This is a genomic window from Agreia sp. VKM Ac-1783, from assembly GCF_900177765.1.
GTDB lineage: Bacteria > Actinomycetota > Actinomycetes > Actinomycetales > Microbacteriaceae > Agreia.
In genome coordinates this window covers 98,402-115,433 of sequence record NZ_FXWI01000004.1, presented here as the reverse complement: position 1 = coordinate 115,433, position 17,032 = coordinate 98,402, and the positions used below count along the sequence as shown (strand labels likewise).

At 62.4% G+C, this 17,032-nt stretch carries 15 protein-coding genes; 5 read left to right on the top strand and 10 right to left on the bottom strand.

Annotated features, from left to right (window positions below):
* Positions 1-137 precede the first annotated feature (137 nt).
* Together CCK87_RS14660 and CCK87_RS14655 are read left to right on the top strand one after the other, a co-directional pair.
* Entirely contained in the window at positions 138-1,001 is an 864-nt protein-coding gene (locus CCK87_RS14660) for a carboxylesterase family protein (RefSeq protein ID WP_170927308.1), read from the top strand.
* Positions 958-1,434, top strand: coding sequence for a carboxylesterase family protein (locus tag CCK87_RS14655; RefSeq protein WP_086462162.1), 477 nt, complete (start codon positions 958-960; stop codon positions 1,432-1,434). Before CCK87_RS14660 ends, CCK87_RS14655 begins: the two co-directional genes overlap by 44 nt.
* A gap of 123 nt (positions 1,435-1,557) precedes the next feature.
* On the opposite strand, the gene CCK87_RS14650 is transcribed toward CCK87_RS14655, so the two are convergent.
* From CCK87_RS14650 to CCK87_RS14625, 6 genes are all read right to left on the bottom strand, one after another.
* The gene (locus tag CCK87_RS14650; protein WP_086462161.1) at positions 1,558-2,694 is read right to left on the bottom strand and encodes a Gfo/Idh/MocA family oxidoreductase; all 1,137 of its coding nucleotides are present in this window, start codon (positions 2,692-2,694) and stop codon (positions 1,558-1,560) included.
* The gene (locus tag CCK87_RS14645; RefSeq protein WP_086462160.1) at positions 2,694-3,488 is read right to left on the bottom strand and encodes a sugar phosphate isomerase/epimerase; all 795 of its coding nucleotides are present in this window, start codon (positions 3,486-3,488) and stop codon (positions 2,694-2,696) included. Before CCK87_RS14645 ends, CCK87_RS14650 begins: the two co-directional genes overlap by 1 nt.
* A gap of 126 nt (positions 3,489-3,614) precedes the next feature.
* Positions 3,615-4,352: a GntR family transcriptional regulator gene (locus CCK87_RS14640; protein ID WP_086462159.1), complete on the bottom strand. Its 738-nt coding sequence runs from the start codon at positions 4,350-4,352 to the stop codon at positions 3,615-3,617.
* 22 nt (positions 4,353-4,374) lie between these two features.
* Complete coding sequence (locus CCK87_RS14635) at positions 4,375-5,877, bottom strand: MFS transporter (protein ID WP_086462158.1); 1,503 nt, start codon at positions 5,875-5,877, stop codon at positions 4,375-4,377.
* A 142-nt stretch (positions 5,878-6,019) separates the two neighbouring features.
* A complete protein-coding gene (locus tag CCK87_RS14630; protein WP_086462157.1) occupies positions 6,020-6,931 on the bottom strand; it encodes a hypothetical protein in 912 nt (303 codons plus the stop codon).
* 152 nt (positions 6,932-7,083) lie between these two features.
* A complete protein-coding gene (locus CCK87_RS14625; protein ID WP_086462156.1) occupies positions 7,084-8,049 on the bottom strand; it encodes a phosphotransferase in 966 nt (321 codons plus the stop codon).
* Positions 8,050-8,461: 412 nt separating this feature from the next.
* On the opposite strand from CCK87_RS14625, the gene CCK87_RS14620 reads away from it, so the two are divergent.
* The gene (locus tag CCK87_RS14620; RefSeq protein WP_212638246.1) at positions 8,462-9,778 is read left to right on the top strand and encodes an aminotransferase class III-fold pyridoxal phosphate-dependent enzyme; all 1,317 of its coding nucleotides are present in this window, start codon (positions 8,462-8,464) and stop codon (positions 9,776-9,778) included.
* A 73-nt stretch (positions 9,779-9,851) separates the two neighbouring features.
* Here the strand turns inward: CCK87_RS14620 and CCK87_RS14615 are convergent, their stop codons facing one another.
* The 3 genes from CCK87_RS14615 to CCK87_RS14605 form a co-directional block, all read right to left on the bottom strand.
* The gene (locus tag CCK87_RS14615) at positions 9,852-10,421 is read right to left on the bottom strand and encodes a TetR/AcrR family transcriptional regulator (protein WP_086462154.1); all 570 of its coding nucleotides are present in this window, start codon (positions 10,419-10,421) and stop codon (positions 9,852-9,854) included.
* An 88-nt stretch (positions 10,422-10,509) separates the two neighbouring features.
* Positions 10,510-12,018 (bottom strand): MFS transporter, encoded by a 1,509-nt coding sequence (locus CCK87_RS14610; protein ID WP_086462153.1) that lies wholly within the window; start codon positions 12,016-12,018, stop codon positions 10,510-10,512.
* A gap of 104 nt (positions 12,019-12,122) precedes the next feature.
* Positions 12,123-12,716, bottom strand: coding sequence for a TetR/AcrR family transcriptional regulator (locus CCK87_RS14605; protein WP_086462152.1), 594 nt, complete (start codon positions 12,714-12,716; stop codon positions 12,123-12,125).
* A 191-nt stretch (positions 12,717-12,907) separates the two neighbouring features.
* On the opposite strand from CCK87_RS14605, the gene CCK87_RS14600 reads away from it, so the two are divergent.
* A complete protein-coding gene (locus tag CCK87_RS14600) occupies positions 12,908-14,140 on the top strand; it encodes an MFS transporter (RefSeq protein ID WP_086462151.1) in 1,233 nt (410 codons plus the stop codon).
* Positions 14,141-14,235: 95 nt separating this feature from the next.
* Entirely contained in the window at positions 14,236-16,494 is a 2,259-nt protein-coding gene (locus CCK87_RS14595; protein WP_086462150.1) for a glycoside hydrolase family 3 C-terminal domain-containing protein, read from the top strand.
* An 18-nt stretch (positions 16,495-16,512) separates the two neighbouring features.
* On the opposite strand, the gene CCK87_RS14590 is transcribed toward CCK87_RS14595, so the two are convergent.
* Complete coding sequence (locus CCK87_RS14590; RefSeq protein ID WP_170927307.1) at positions 16,513-17,016, bottom strand: MarR family transcriptional regulator; 504 nt, start codon at positions 17,014-17,016, stop codon at positions 16,513-16,515.
* Positions 17,017-17,032: the final 16 nt, after the last annotated feature.

The window sequence follows — 17,032 nt, the reverse complement described above, 5'->3', positions numbered from 1 at the left end:
GCCGGCTCATCGTCGACAGCCACCGTTGTAGCGTACGCGGCGAAACGGCGGCGTGGCACGCGTTTTCGCACGTCGTTAGCATGAGCTGGGTCCACCACCCGGTGCTTCCCAGCGCCGCCGAGATCGAGGAGTCATCCATGCCGACATACGAGGTCACCTGCGCGGCCGGCACCATCGTCGGATTCACCGACGGGCTGGAGGCGCGTTTCCTCGGCATCCCGTTCGCCGAGGCCCCCACCGGCTCTCGTCGCTTCGCCGCGCCGGTGCCGCGGGGCGTCTTCGCCGAGCCGTTCTCAGCATCCGCTTTCGGCGCGACGCCGCAACGCGGCCAGCCTTACCCGGTCACGACGATCCCCGAGCCGTCGATTCCGGGCGACGACACACTCACGCTCAACGTCTTCGCTCCCCGCGAGGCGATCGAAGGTGAACCAGCGCCGGTGCTCGTCTGGATCCACGGCGGCGGCTACACCGCGGGATCCGCCGCGAGTCCCTGGTATGGCTGTGCGCCCCTCGTCGGCGACGGCATCGTGTTCGTTTCGTTGTCGTACAGGCTGGGCGTCGACGGCTTCGCCGTAGTGGATGGCCAGGCGGATCGCGGTGTCGCCGATTGGATGTTGGCCCTCACGTGGGTGCGCGACAACATCGCCGCGTTCGGCGGGAACCCGGCTCGGGTGACCGTGGCTGGGCAGTCCGCCGGAGGAGGCGCTGTGCTCGCCCTGTTGGCCAGTCCTCAGGCCCAACCGCTCTTCCATCTGGCCATCGCGGTGTCGCCCGTCGACATCTCGATTCCACTCGATGAGGCGAGCCGGCGCGCTGCCACGCTCGCACAGTCGCTTGGGGTCGAGCCCACGGCAGAGGGCTTTGGCTCGGTAGACCCGGATGCGCTGCAGGATGAGGTGATCCACCGGGGTGAGCGGCGGCGAGCTACTGCCTCTCTCCATTCGCGACGGACTCGCGGTGAACGGACTCGACAAGCCCCTTCTCATCGGGTCGACAGCTGACGAGTTCGACAGCCCCGGCGCCGGTGGCGCGGCAAAGCCGACCGTCTTTCCTCGAGAGACCGACACTCTTTTCAGAGCCGCGGTTGTGCGCACGGCCCGCGCTCGGGCATCCGACTCAGCCGGCACCTGGCTCTACTCGTTCGACTGGGAGTCGCCGATCCTCGGAGGGGCCGCTCACTGCATCGACCTACCGTTCTTCTTCGACATCTTCGGCGCGGAGGGTGTCGAAGCTGTTCTCGGAAGTGAGCCGCCCACCGCTCTGGCCGACCGGATGCACCGCGAGTTCGTCGCGTTCGTCAAGGGAGAGGAGCCCTCGTGGCCTGCCGCGCGAGGAGTGCGGGGAGATCCCGCGCTGGTCTTCGGTGCTGACTCGACGGCGACGACCCGCCCAGTCGAGGGTGCGTACGACGACGTGCTGCCGCTGATCCACTAGCCGCTCCTGCGCCAGTCGAGTAGCGGTCGCAAGGAACGAGCACCGCGTATCGAGACCATGGCGAGGTAGTCTCGATACGCTCGTTCCTCGCTACTCGACCAGCGCTGGGGCCGCGCCGCGCCGCTACAGCGTGCGGGTGGTCGGATCCCACGACTCTGGGAGGACAGGGCTCGCGGGGGCCGTGCTCTCGACGCGCACGAACTGTCCGCTCTCCGAGGACTCCTCCATCGCGGTCATCACGTCGAGCACGTGGTAGCCGAGCTCGGCGGGCAGCAGATCTGCGCCGCCCGAGCGGATGGCCCTGGCCATCTCCAGCACGGCCGATCCGCGGCCCCCGGCGAATCCGATCTCGGCGAGCTCGATGCTCTCGTCGCCACGCACCAGCGTGCTCACGCCCTCGAACATGTTCGGATCCGGGAGCACGAGAGTTCCGGTCTCGCCGGTGATCTCGACGAGCCCCGAACGGCGAAGCGGTGAGTCGAAGCTGAAGATGCTCTGCGACGATTCGCCGCCCGCGAAACGGGCGAGCGCGCTCACCTGCGTGTTCACGGTCACGGGCAGCTCGGTTCCGGCGCGCGGGCCCGATCCGATGACCCGGATATCCCGGGCGCGCGAGCCGATCGCTGCCACCTCGGTGAACGAGCCGAAGATGCAGGCGAGCGTCGTGAGGTAGTACGGCCCCATGTCGAACAGCGGACCCGCGCCGGGAACGAAGAAGAAGTCGGGGTTCGGGTGCCACGACTCGGGGCCGGGGCCCTGGAATGCGGTCATCGCCGTGAGCGGCCGGCCGATGTCGCCGCGCGCGATGGCGCGGAGTGCGCTCTGCACGCCGGGGCCGAGAATGGTGTCGGGTGCGACGCCGATACGAAGACCGGATGCCGCGGCCTCGTCGAGCAGAGCCTGTCCGCTCTCGCGGTCGAGACTGATCGGCTTCTCGCTCCACACGTGCTTGCCGGCGCTGAGCGCGGCCGACGAGAGTTCGGCGTGCACGGCCGGGATCGTGAGGTTGATCACGATCTCGACGTCGTCGTCTTTCAGAACCTCGTCTGCGCGTCCGGAACGCGGCACGCCGTATTTCTCGGCCTGCTGCGCGGCTCGTGCGACATCCAGATCGCCGATCATCACGACGCGCACGTCAGGGAAGGTCGTGAGGTGGGTGAGGTACTGGTCGCTGATCGCGCCAGCGCCGATAATGCCGATGCCGACGGGGCCGGAACCGACAGGGCTGTAGGTGGCGGGGCTGTAGGCGGCGGTGCTCATCAGCGGAGACCCCTCTCGACGAGGAACTGTCTGGCTTCGGCGATGCCGGCGAAGAGGTCGCCCGAGTAGACGTCGAACTCGACGACGGCGAACTCGAGGTCGGGAACCGCGTCGAGGCCTGGGGCGAGGGGGACGACGCCCTGCCCTGCGGGGAGCTGGCTCGAGAGGTGCTCGGGCTGCTCGAGGGAGGCATGCCCGGCGGGTACCTGGTTGGGCAGGTCGCCGGTGAGCGATCCGTCTTTCACGTGGATGAACTTGATACGGTCGGCGTTGCGGGTGAGGAACTCGACGAGGTCTTCGCCTCCCGCGGCCACCCAGTAGGCGTCGACCTCGAGAACGACGGCGGGGTCGAGCAGGCTCGCGAAGTGGTCGAGGCCGGTGACGCCCTCGACGCGGTTGCGGATCTCGCCGTCGTGGTTGTGGTAGCCCACGCGCATGCCGCGGGCGGCGGCGGGCTCGACCGCGGAGTTGAGGCGGTCGGCGAGGCGGGCGATGTTGTCGGCGCTCTCCCAGAGGGTCGGCGGGGTGAACGACTCGATCACCGTCTTCACGCCCAGGCGCTCGGCCAGGTCGAAGGACTCCTCGAGCTCGCCGGTCGCGAGCGGCACGTGGGCGCTCGGTGCGCTGAGGCCGTGCTTCGGGAGCCCCGCGGCGTAGGCGTCGCCGAACTGCTGCAGTCCGTAGAGCTCGACGGCCGTGAAGCCGAGGTCGGCGATCCGCCCGAGCGTCGCATCCGGATCGGCGGCGAGCGCCTCCTTGACCGTATAGAGCTGGAGCGAAATGGTCGCGGTCATGCGTCTCCTCAGTGAGTGCGTGCGGGGTGTGCGACAAGCCTAGTTGGCGCGGTGGGATGCGCATACATTCCGGCCGTTAGCCATTGCGAAGTCGTCGCGTTGCCGACATCGTCGGTGACCGCGCGTCTATTGGGGTGGGACGTGTTTCCAGCGACCGCCGTGGCGCCGAGATTGGATCCGAGTGCGGTCGGCGCGAAAGATATCGTTGGCCAGCTCCATCCACGCGCCCGACTGGCTCTTCGTCATACGCCAGATGCTGAATACGGGATCTCCGGTCTCTATTCCGAGTTGGCTGGCCTGTGTCGCTGACGCGGCGATCACATCGATGGATTCGTCGGCTTCGACGGGACGTTGGTTGTAGCGATGAGCGAGCGTTTCGTAGAGGGATTCTGTGAGATCGTTCTCCGTCAGTCGGGGGTAGAGTTTGGCCGGCAGAACAGCTGTGTCAACGGACAGGGGAACATTGTCTGCTTCTCGGAGTCGTACGAGTCGGTAGACATTGTCTCCCTCGTCCAAACCGAGGTTGCGGCGTTCGAGCGGGGATCCGATCGTGATCGTGAATTCGAGGACGTGGGTTCGGGAGAGCATGCCTTGGCGCCGCAGCATGCTCGGTACGCCTTCGATGGTGTCCAGCTGTCGCTCGATCTTGCGGCTAGGGATGAAGATGCCCCCGCTTCGACCCATGGAGCGGTGGATCTCGCCGGAGGCCTCCATGATTGCCAGAGCAGCGCGAATCGCTGAGCGCGGCGCCTGCAACGCTTCCGCGAGAAGTCGTTCAGTGCCGATGCGTTCGCCTGCCGAGAATTCTTCGGCAGCGATCCACTCCCGAATGCGCTCGACAAGGTTGCTGGCCGTTGAACTCACGTAGCTCCCTCCTCCCGGATGGTTAGAGTTTTATCACAGGAGCGTCGACTTCTGATTCGGGTAGTAGTTCGCCAGAGGTCGCCCTGGCACGCCTGACAAGGAGCGCTACGACAAGTCCGGCCCCGTAGAAGACGGCGGCGATCGAGAAGAGAATGATGAATGTCGACGGCGGTAGGACACCGTCAGGCCTTGTCGATCCGCTGACTATTGCTGCGGTGGTCGCGATTCCGACAGAGTTGCCGACGGTCTGCATAACGACCGAGAGGGAGACGATCGTTGCCAGCAGGGCGGGCACATTGATGGTCGCGCCTTCGACGACAGCATTCATCACGGAGGCGAAAGCCCATCCGGCGCCGAGACCGGCAGCTGCCTGGATGACGTAGATGAATTCTGCGGGGAACGGAACCCATCCCATAACCAGTTGTGAGGCCGCTGCGATCCCGAAGCCGATCGCCATCGATTTTCCACTTCCGATGAGCCGTGTCACTACTCCGGAGAGTGGGGCGCCGAGCACGGCGAAGATCCCGGTGAAGGCGACGACCACACCGATCGCGTCGGATGTCCAGCCGAAGCCACGACCGCTTTCTGCCGGGTTTGCGAGGAAGTAGGGCAGCATGTAGTAGTCGAAGATCGTGGCGACGGAAAACAGAGTCACGAGCAGGAGTGACATCCACACGGACCGGGACTTCAACACGGCGAGTGGGATGAGCGGGTTGGCGGACCGGCGGCTGGAGACAACGAACCCGATGAATGCGGCGATGCTCAGCGCGATGCAGCCGACGAACGAGAGGGACGACACCCCCCAGACGTTCACTTCGCTGAGAGCGAGGATGAAGGTGAAGAATCCGATCGTCAGGAGCGAACTGGATTTCCAGTCCAGTGGTTGCCTGGTCAGATTCTCGTCCTTCTTAGCGAACACCAGGGTGAGGATGAGTCCAGCGGCGGCGAGGGCGGCGGGTATGGCGAAAACTGTCTGGAAGGGCAGATTCACGAGCAGGAAACCGCCGAGCAGCGCCCCTGTGAGAGAGCCGATGCTTTGGGAACCGTACTGCCAACCGATGGCGACGGGGACATGCTTGGGCGCGACCTGCTGCTGGATGATCGCGGATGCCAGGCTCGGTGTAGCCAGAGCGGCGCCTTGCAGGGTCAACGCGATCAGGAGCAGCCACGGGCCTCCCGCGATGAGGGCAAGTAGCGATCCGATGACGGACAAGGAGTAGAGGATGACCAAGACACGTTTCCGCCCATACGAGTCTCCAAGCCGGCCGGCGACCAGGGAGATCAGGACACTGAACATCTGGCCGCCAAGGAACAGCCAGCTGGTGAACTCGATTCCAGCTTTCAATTCTCCTTGGATTTGAACAATGCCGACGTTGAGAAAACCCAGCATGAATGCGTACTGGATCATGGACATCGACACGGCCAGAACGAGGAAGAAGGTCCCCGTAGGGCCTCTCGTCGAGGCTCCGGTAGGCGACGGGTGTGAATCAGTGACAGGTGCGTTGGAGCGGATTGGTGCAGGCATTTTTGGAGCCTTCCGGTTATTGTCTGCCAGGCGGGGCAGATGTTGCAGTGATTCGGCGAGGAGCGCCCTTCTCAAGAGGTGCGGGCGGCGGGTCTGAGCCAACCGTCCACCGGATGCCCGGTGGACGGTTGGGCGCAGAGGGTCAGAGCTGCAGCGACTGTGCGAAGGTTGCGGTATCGGGACTGGAGTCGCTGAGGATGATGGGCGTCACGGAGGGGCCGTCGCCGAAGACCGCGATCTCCGAGACCCCGTCCGGGCCCGGTCGGAGGCGCGCGTCGAACACGTGCGACGGGGCTGTTATCCACATCTGCCCCGCGTCCAGCCGCATAGTGGATTCCTGGTAGTAGCCGTCGAGGATGTAGAGGAAGGTCCAGCCCTCGTGGCGGTGATCGGGCCACTTGGGCATGTCTTCGCCGCCGGGGATAACCGTCTGGCTGAGGAACGGGTTCGAGCTGGCGACGATATCCGGGTGCGCGGGTCCGATCTTGTCGGAATCAATCCACCCCATCGGGCCGGACTCCCACAGCTTCGAGCTGTAGAACGGAGTGTTGAAGCGGTTCTTGTCGTTGTCGAGGTAGAACTCACGCTCGCCGGTCGGCGCCTCGATAGTCGACGTGAACGCGATCACATCGGGCTCGAATATCCCGAAAAGCCGCTGCAGCGTCTCGCTGTCGGCCGGAGCACTCGTCAGGTGAGGGTAGACGCCGGGGCCATCGTTGAAGAGGGTGAACTCCTCGTACCCGTCTGGTCCGCTGACGAATTCACCGGCCTCCGCCCATGGCGGAGAGATGATCACGTCGCCCGCTTTCAACGTGTGGCCGTCGACGGTTCCGCTTCCCGCGAGAACGTAGGTGGAGTACCACGATGAGTGCGCCGCTGCTGGAATCGTCATGCCCGCATCGATCTTGGCGTGAACGATGTGGGGGAGGGTAGAGGCAAGGCCAGGCCACACTGTCTCATCGCCGAACTCGCTGAGTTCGACGATGCGAAAGTCAACGCCGGCCCCACCAAGTCGCCTCTCGGACATTTCGAGCTTGATGTCGGAACTTGTCATTACCATGGGGTTCTCCTTGATGATCTTGTGTTGTTCCCCCGCGTTTCGGTGCGGGTGGGTCAAGCTTCCCGGGTGAGTGCCCGCCAGAAGCCGCTGAGTGTTTCGGGTGTGTGAACTAGTGGCCGTCGCATGTGAATGGCATGTTTCGGCTTCTATCCGTCTACGAGCCACGAGCTGTTCGCGAGGTACCGTGAAGCGATCTCGACGGTTCCTGGCGCATTTTCAGTCCACAGGTTCTTCGGCAGGGCGTCCTCGCGGTGGGTTGTTGCCCACCCGAGCATCGTCAGGCGTCGTATGACAGAGAGCGCCGCGGCGTGCTTGCGGTCCTGAATAGTCAGGGGAACCAGAGACGAATACCCCTCGATCCAGTTGGCCGCCATTTCTGGGGCCTCCGGGGTGTGTTCGTAGAAGGTCAAGGCTGAGGCGAAGTCGTAGAGGAACCAGCTGAAGCCTGCATCGTCGAAGTCGATGACTGTGAGTTCGTTCCCCTCGAGCATGAGATTCGAGGGACGAAGGTCGGAGTGGATAAGGCCCCAACTCCTCACTGATTTAGTGAGGCCGGACAGGTCGCTCAGAGCCTGCTCTTCGGCTCGCTTCACCAGCGCATGTTCTGCACGTTTCAGGGGCCAGTTCTCCCAGTTGCCCCAGCGGGCGGTAGGGCCGACCATATCGGTCAGGTTCCAGTCGAAGCGTTGGAACCCGGGAGGTAGTTTCCACGACCGGGCCTGCTGGTGAAGCACAGCGGTAAGCCTCCCGATCTGCGCGAAATGCGGCACCAGGTTCGTGTGCTCTTCAAGAATTCGGCCGGAAACGAATTCGAAAGCGACTGCGCTCCAGTTCCTGGAGTCCGGTCCCGGAAACGACTGGACGAAGTCGCCATCGACACCTCTGACGGGCGGTGGTGTGCGAAGCGGCGTGCTCGTCGAGATCGCTTCGACCCAGGTGAGTTCCGAGCGCGCGTTAGCCAGATCGCCGACATAACCCGGTCGGTGAAGGCGCACGACCATGCGTGGCAGTCCGTTGACCGAGACACGGAAGGTGGCGTTTTCGGAGACCGCGATCAGCACGGCATCAACGTTCATCTCAGCCAACTGCCAGCGAGCGCAGATGCCGTGCATGATCCAGGCGGGCGCCGCCGCTCCCCGCTGCAATGAGTCGAAGACAGTCAGCGGCGAAACGCCGCTGAGCGCGGAGGGAATTTCTTGATCGGTACTTATTACCACGATGAGCCCTTAGTGATCGGGCCCGGCGCCTCACCTTCAGAAGATTACGGCTGTCCTCGTCTTCGAGGGTGGTCTGGCGGTCGTTCTTAACATCGACTTAATCGGGGAAACAAACCATTCATGTTGGCCTCGGTCTCCGTTACATGACGGAAACCTAGCTGGGGCGCGAGCGCAAGTGTTTGCGGGATGGTGGGTGTTCACACCAATCAGAACCGGTCTGGTGCCTCACCTCGCCCGACTCAATGACAGCGCCTCCGGGCGCCGCCCCACTACGAACGGACTCCCCTTGTCGACACGATCCACCATCATGGACGGGAACAGCTTCCGCGCCGAGAACGAAGGAGGTCTCGACGAATCGACCCGGCTCATGACAGGCAAACGAGCCGATGTCCTCGGCGCGTCCTACCGACTGTTCTACCGAAATCCCGTCCATCTCGTCCGCGGTGCTGGCGCTTACCTGTGGGATGCCGACGGGCACAAGTACCTCGACATGTACAACAACGTGCCAAGCATCGGCCACGCGCATCCCCGCGTGGTCGAAGCAGTCACGCGACAGATGAAACTCCTCAACACGCACACCCGCTACTTGCACGATTCCGTCCTGGCATACGCAGACGACGTCCTGTCGACCCTGCCCGACGATATCGACCAGATCATGTTCATGTGTACAGGCTCGGAGGCGAACGACCTCGCTATCAGAGTCGCACGCGAATACACCGGAGGCCGAGGCATCATCGTGAGCAATGAGGCCTATCACGGCAACACAGAGCTCACATCCGCTCACTCGCCCGCACTCGGGTCGAATCAGCCCCAGGACGCCACATCGCGATCGATACAGGCACCCGACACGTATCGCCTAGGCCCCGACGTCGGAGCGGCGTTCGCTCAGGAAATGCAACGCACGATCAACAGAATGCGCGAGGACGGCGTTGCTTTCGCCGGGTTCATCGCGGATTCCGTGTTCTCCTCGGATGGCGTTTTCACCGGCAACCCTGGCATGCTCGCCCAGGCCATCGATGTCGTTCATGCAAACGGAGGAGTCTTCATCGCAGACGAGGTGCAACCCGGGTTTGCACGCACCGGTGAATCCTTCTGGGGCTTCGGTCGGCACGACGTCATCCCGGACATTGTCACCATGGGCAAACCTATGGGGAACGGGATGCCGATCTCTGGAATGGCAGCCCGACGCCACGTCCTCGAGGCTTTCAGCACCAAGATCCCGTACTTCAATACCTTCGGCGGCAACCCCGTCTCAATCGCAGCGGCACAGGCGGTCCTTGATGTCATTCGCGACGAAGGACTTCAGGATCGCGCGATGACGGTGGGAAATGAGGTCAGGCGCGGATTGGCTGATCTCGCACAGCGCCACGAGGTGATCGGCGACATCCGCGGTTCGGGACAATTCACCGGACTCGAGCTCGTCCTGGACCGATCATCGAAGACGCCAGCGACTCAACTCGCCTTGGATGTGGTCGAAGAAATGCGTAACCGACACGTTCTCACCTCCGTAGCGGGTCCGGGAGGTAGTGTCCTGAAACTGCGCCCCCCGTTGGCATTCGCCTCAACCGACATCGACTGGCTGCTTTCGAGTATCGACGCCGCAATCGGCGCGGCCACGCGGTAGCCCGGCGGGACAGGAGAGACTAGACCCCGCGCCGTGCAACGGCACACGAGAGGGAGGGGCGCCCCCCTGGGACTCATGTGACCAGTGGGCCGTTTTCCATGGTCAGTGCGACGAGCAGTTCGTATGACAGCCGATATTCCTCGGGGGACAGGTCGTCCCAGATGGACGAAACGGCGAGGCCCTCCGCCGCACGGGAGATCACGAGAACGCGCTGGGGGTGCAATCCGTCCTCTGCGAAACGTTCCCGCAGCCAGCGTTCATCTTCGGAGAGGAGCTCAGGTACGCCGGGAGCACTGTGCAGCGAAGCCCATAAGCCCGTAGGGTCGAACCACTCGCGCGCGCTCCGGGCGTCTAAAGCGGTGCGTAAGTATGCGCGCAATACTCTGCCCGGGCTATCGTCCTCCGAATCTATGCTGTTCAGCATTCGAGAACGAGTGAACTCGACGATGTCTTCCGCTACGGCAAGGAAAAGCGCATCCCGTGATGCGAAGTGGTGCAGGAGGCCGCTTTTGGACACACCTGCCGCCGCGGCGATCTCCGCGAGAGCGACTCCACCTCCGCGCTCTCTGATGACCTCTCGAGCCGCTCCAAGAATCGCCCGACGGGTTGTCTCAGAGTTTCTCCTACGGACGACTCCCGACATCTTTTGGCCCCTCGTACGGACGTGTATGGAACAGTAGCAGCCTCATGGACGGTCTTGGTCGCTATCGGCACGTCTCACTGCAGCCGCATCAGTGGCCATCAGAGGAGTGCCGAGTGGCTGGGATCAATCGCCACGCAATGACTGCCGCAATCGCTGTGAGAGCCGCCGCGATCAGCGACGTGTTCTGCATCGCCGAGACGAAAGATTCTTGAGCCATGAGATACAGGTGCTCGGGCGCGTGGCTCGCCGATGCCAGCGAGTCTCGAATCGTTGTCTCCGTCTTCGAGTCCAGTCCATCCGGGAGGCTGAGCCCCGAGCGATAGTTTGACGTGAGAATTGAGCCCAGGATAGCGATTCCGAGGGCGATTCCCAGTTCGTATGCTGTTTCGGAAACGGCCGACGCGGCGCCTGCCCGCTCGCGGGGAACGGCAGTCATGACGGCATCAACAGATACTGTCATGGCAACGCCGGCACCCACCCCGATCACCGTCAGCGCAAGAACCAATATGCCGATCCCCTCTAAGGGCTCACCGCCTGCCAAGATCACCATTCCGACGGCCGCTGTGCCGAGGCCGGCACCGATGACAGGACCTCGGCCCCACTTCGAGACCATGGTGCCGATGACGATGACGACAAGGAGCGACGCTATTGTGGCCGGAAGCTCGAGAAGGCCCGCCTGCAGAGGTCCAAAGCCGCGGACCAGTTGAAGGTACTGGGAGAAGAAGAAGAGAACTCCAACGAACGCGAAGATGGCCATGGTGTTCGAGATGACCGCCCCACTGAAGGCGGGTTTTTTGAAAAGGGCGATGTCGATCATCGGATGAGCGAGGCGTCGCTGGCGTAGAACGAATATCGCTCCACAGAAGGCGCCAAGTACAGCTGCGCCTACTCCCTCTGCCGAGACGCCGGCGGTCGCGAACGTCTTGGCGGAGTACACGATCGGAACTATTGCGCAGAGGGAGAGGATGGCGGACACGACGTCGATGCGACCGGCGCGGACATTCCGAGATTCCGGCAAGAGGAAGATCCCGGCTGGTACGAGGATCAAGACGACGGGGACGTTGATGAGAAATACTGATCCCCACCAGAAGTTCTCGAGGAGGACGCCCCCGACGAGAGGACCGACAGCGGCACCGCCCGTCGCTCCCGCGGACCAGATAGCTATGGCTCGGGTGCGCTGACGCGCGTCAGGGAAAAGGTTCCGCACGATCGACAATGTCGAGGGCATGATCGTCGCACCACTGATGCCGAGCAATGCGCGAGCCGCGATGAGCAGTTCAGGTGTGGGTGCGAAGGCGGCAATCGCAGAGGCCAGACCGAAGCCGACGGCCCCGATGAGGAGAAGGCGCTTGCGTCCTATGCGGTCGGCGACATTTCCCATCGTGATAAGAAGACCCGCCAGAGCCAACGAGTATATGTCGCCGATCCACAGGATCTGCGTTGCCGTGGGTGCAAGAGACTCCGTGAGAGACGGCACGGCTAGCGCAAGTACCGTCCCGTCTATGGCCAGAAGAACAACGGCGAGGGTCACGACGGCAAGAGCCATCCATTCTCGATGCCCTGCGCGGCGGACGGTGGCGGGTGGCTGAACACTCATGCCGCAATGCTAACCGACTAAATGGTCGGTAAAGAGATCCGTGATCGCCGGCGCGACGATCGTGACCACTTGTTTCAGGGGTGGGGCCAGGGTGCAGGCTTGAGCTAGTGAATGATGCGCTTGATCAGATTGAGGCTGGCGCCGATGTCGACCGAGGGGTCGAGGAGCCACTGAACCTGCAGTCCATCGAACGCAGCGAGAATGAGTGCGCTCACGTTCTCCAGGTCGACGTCTGTGAGGCTGTGTCGCGCCGACATCTCGCCTCTGAGGGCCTCTACAAGGTCGCGCCGCGCTAATTCGTACCTCTCGCGAAAGTACTTCGTCGCATCCTCGCTGTCTTGCTCGACGCTCATTGCCATGAGGCTGGTGAACAGCGCCACCAGGCCGGGAACTTGGATATTCAAGGCGGCACCGGCCATCATTCCATCGATGACCGAGGGCTGGCTCCCGATGTGTTCCTCGACGTCATTGTCGTGCTGGCGTATGACTTCCACCAATAGGGCTTCGCGGGAGCCGAAATAGTGTGTGAGTACCGAGTGCGAAACGCCAATGGTCTCGGCTATTGCTCGCAAAGAGGTCTGATGCACTCCGCGATTGACAACGACGTCAAGGGTCTTGTCGAGGATCTCTTGCCTGCGCCGGATCCCTTTCGCATAAGGCCCTCGAAGGCTCGCGCCTTCCCCGCGCGTCGCTGTCATCCTCCCCACGCTACACGCGGTCCCGAAGGCGACCCGTCAGATTGAAAGTATCCATGTGGCCATTTTGCTGATATGTTCCTCGCTTAGACGACTGTGCTAATACCCGGGTCGTTATTCGAAGAGGAGTCATCGTGGACGAACCCCGCGCATCATCACCGCTAGGCGAAACACCCGCTTTCCCGCTCTCGAGGATGCCCGAGACGAGAAGCGTCGGTGCCGTGCCTCAGGCGCTCTACCCCATGATTGCGATCCCCATAGCAATGCTGGGCCTGATGGTCGCGCTTCTGGCGCCCATGCTCGTAACGATCGCGCTCCGACTCAATGAGTTGGAACCGCAGAACGTCGCGGGGAACTTCAGTCTCGTGCTCGGCATCAGTGCGCTCTTCGCCTTTGTGGCCAATCCGATCGGCGGGCGGCTGTCAGACCGTTCGATGAGCCGATTCGGGATGCGCAAGATCTGGATTGTCATCGGCTCCGGGATCGGATACGCCGGGATCATCGCTACCGGCCTCGCGCCGAATGTGGTCGGGGTCGTGGCAGGCTTTTCACTCGCTCAAGTCGGTTTCAACTTCGCTCTCGCGGCGCTCATCGCCATGCTTCCCGACCAGGTTAGGTCGAGTCGCCGCGGTCGAGTCGCTTCCTTCGTCAGCCTCTCTCAGAATTTCGGATCGGTCGTCGCAACATTCCTGGTCCAGCTGATTCCTGCAGGATTGACGCAGAGCCTGCTTCCCAGTGCTATCGGCCTCGCATTGATGTTCGCTTTTGTTCTGCCGATGAAAGACAAGGTCCGAGCCGAGCGATCACCCGAGGCCTTCGGAGTCAAGGTCCTGTTCATGTCATTCGTCTTCAATCCGCGAAAGTACCCTGACCTCGGATGGGCGTGGCTCACACGTTTTTTGATGATCGCGGCGGGAACCGCAGGTGGAAGTTACCTACCTCTTTTTCTCATCGATCATCTTGGGGTGTCCGAGGCCGAAACTCCCAACCTTGTCTTCCAGGCGACACTCGCGAACGGCGTCGGCGTCATCGTCATGACTGTTCTCCTGGGCTGGTTGAGCGACAAACTCGGTCGTCGCAAGCCTTTCGTCATCCTCTCGGCGATCGCGGTCGTCATCGGGCTCGTGCTCATGGCGTTCGCAAATGACTTTTCTCAACTTCTCGTGAGCCAGGTCGTGCTCGGCGCTGGCTTGGGTGCATTCCTCGCGGTAGAACTTGCCCTTATCTCGGATATCCTGCCGAGTGCCGAAGACACGGCCAAGGACCTTGGAGTGGTGAATATCGCTCAGGCGCTGCCTCAATCGCTTGTCCCGGCTGGCGCCCCGGTACTTATCAATGCCTTCGGCTACCCCGGGCTCTTTCTTGGGGGCGCCCTCCTCGGCGCACTCGGGGCACTAACGATCACCCGCGTGAAGTCCGCTCGTTAGGACCTTCCGTATCAGTTCAGCGGTCATCCGACGGTGTGGCCTTACGAACAGCTCTGTCTCAACTACCGCCTGAACATCAAGGAGAACACAATCACATGGGTACCCTCTCGGACCGAGTATCGGATCTGACCCTTGACGAGAAAACGGAGATGCTCACCGGCCTCAGCTTCTGGCACACGGTCGCTGTTCCGAGACTGGGCATCCCCTCGTCGACCCTGACGGATGGCCCACACGGAGTGCGACTGCAGGGGGAGGAGGTGGACAACCTCGGCATCGGAGGGAGTGCACCAGCCACGGCGTTCCCCACCGGCTCCGCTCTCGGCTCGTCATTCGACCCCGAGCTATTGAGCGAAATCGGATCGGCGCTGGGGGCCGAGGCCCGCAATCTTGGAGTCGATGTTCTCCTCGGGCCGGGAGTAAATATCAAACGCTCGCCGTTATGCGGCCGCAACTTCGAGTACTTCTCCGAAGACCCGTTCGTGTCGGGAGTGTTGGGAGCTGCCTGGGTGCAGGGCGTGCAGTCCCACGGCGTGGGCGCTTCTGTCAAACACTTCGCGGCGAACAATCAAGAGACAAACCGAATGATGGTGAGTAGCAATGTTGACGAGCGGACGTTGCGCGAGATCTATTTTCCTGCTTTCGAGAAGGTCGTCCGCAAAGCCGACCCGGCTACGGTCATGTGCTCGTACAACAAGATCAACGGCATTTACGCGTCAGAGAATACCTGGCTTCTGAGCGATGTTCTCCGCAAGGATTGGGGCTTCGACGGCTACGTCGTTTCAGACTGGGCGGCCGTGGTCGATCCTGTAGCCGCGGTAGCGGCCGGTCTCGATCTGAGTATGCCGGCTGATGGTGGCGACGGTGCGTCAGCCGTACGAGAAGCAGTGAGGGCGGGGTCGCTCAGTGAGTCCATCGTCGACCGCGCCGTCGGCCGTCAACTCAGCACGCTTGACCGATTAGTTTCAGTTCGCTCCCACGCTCCCGAGGCGGTCGACTTCGATGCACACCATGACCTGGCTCGTCGAGCATCTGTAGATTCGGCAGTACTCCTCAAGAACGAGGGATTGCTTCCCTTGCCGCTCGACGCGAGCATTGCGGTCATTGGCGAGTTTGCGCGCACCCCCAGATTTCAAGGCGCCGGCAGCTCTCGCGTCGTTCCTACGCGAGTGGATTCAGCGTTGGATGAGATACGGCAGCTCGTGGGCGGCGGAGGAACGGTGACATTTTCTGCGGGCTTCACGCTCGACGACGAGGACAACGATGAGCGGCTCCTCGAAGAGGCTGTCGCCGCTGCAGAGAATGCGGGAATCGCCGTCATGTTCCTCGGCCTGCCTGACGCCGATGAGTCCGAAGGCTTCGACCGCACGGGGCTGAACATTCCCGCGAAGCAGCGTGAACTCCTGAAGGCTGTCGCCTCCGTGACGCCTCAGGTCGCCGTGGTCCTGTCCAATGGAGGTATCGTCTCCGCGGGTGAACTCATCCCCTACAGCAACGCGATTCTCGAAATGTGGTTGGGTGGTCAGGCTTCCGGTTCTGCGGCTGCTCACTTGCTTTTCGGCATCTCCTCTCCGGGCGGGCGTTTGGCGGAGACTATCCCGCGGCGGCTGAAGGATTCCCCGGCGCAGTTGAATTTTCCGGGAACGAGCTCCGACGTGTTGTACGGCGAGCGAATCTACGTGGGTTATCGGTACTTCGATTCGGTTGAGGTGGATGTCGCCTTCCCGTTTGGGCATGGTTTGAGCTACACCTCATTTGCGTATTCCGATCTCGAGGTAGATGTCCTGGACTCTGTCACAGGAGAGACGCGCGTGAGCCTTACTGTGACGAATGAGGGGAGCCGGAGCAGCAAAGAGGTCGTGCAGTTATATGTGAGCGATACCGAAAGTACGGTCGACCGGCCGGCGCAAGAACTCCAGGGCTTCACGAAGATTCTGCTCGAGCCCGGGCAAAGCCGAAGAGTGACGATCGAGCTTGACAGCAGGGCGTTCTCATACTGGCATCAGGAGCTCGGGCGATGGCACGTGGAGCAGGGCCGGTTCGAGATTCGTGTCGGGTCCTCATCCCGAGACATTCGCCTAACAGGAGACATGTGGCTGGAAGGGGAGGTCTTGACGTACTCCTTGACTATGGATTCGCCTGTGGGGCAATGGTTGAGGGACCCGGCCAGCCGTGAGCGCCTTCTGAACGCACTCGAGCGCTTGACCGGGTACACTGCAGCTCAGCATCTTGAGACTCTTCGAATGGTCGAGTCGCTGCCGGTTTCGCGGCTCCCGCGGATTCTTGACCAGGAGATGACGGAGGAGCTCAGAATCGCATTGACCCCGACTGACGAAGGGCCTGAGGCCGCTCTGTAAGCGGTAGCCACCTGCCTTTCAGACGAATTGTGTCTCGCTCTTGTGGGAGCTAACGGAATCGACCGCCGTGGTGAGGGTGCGAAATAACACAGAGATGTCGGCCGCCTCGAGGTTCTCGAGCAGCGTCCCCAACGCCGTGTCGACGAGCGGTTCGATTCGTTGCAGCAGTTCCAAACCCTCTTCCGTTACTTCGATGGGTTCGCGGCGACCCCCCTTTGCGGGAGCGCGTCGAATGTAGCCTCGCTTTTGCAGGCGGGTGCTCATTCGGCCGAGTGCCTGCGGTGTGATGAGCAGATACCGCGCCAGTTCGGCATTGCTCACGCCCGGGTTGGAGTGGACGTGGTCGAAGATCCCGTATTCGGCAGGGGTCAGGTCGAACGGTTTCAGCGCGGCTCCGACCACCTGGGCCAGCGCGCGTTGAAACCTGGTCGCCGCGACTCCGATGTCGTGCGGAAGAATTCGCTCGGTGCGCCGTAAGTAACCTAAGGTTATATCTGCCGCTGTCTGTTCAGAGATGGCCATAAAGAGAGGTTGGCAC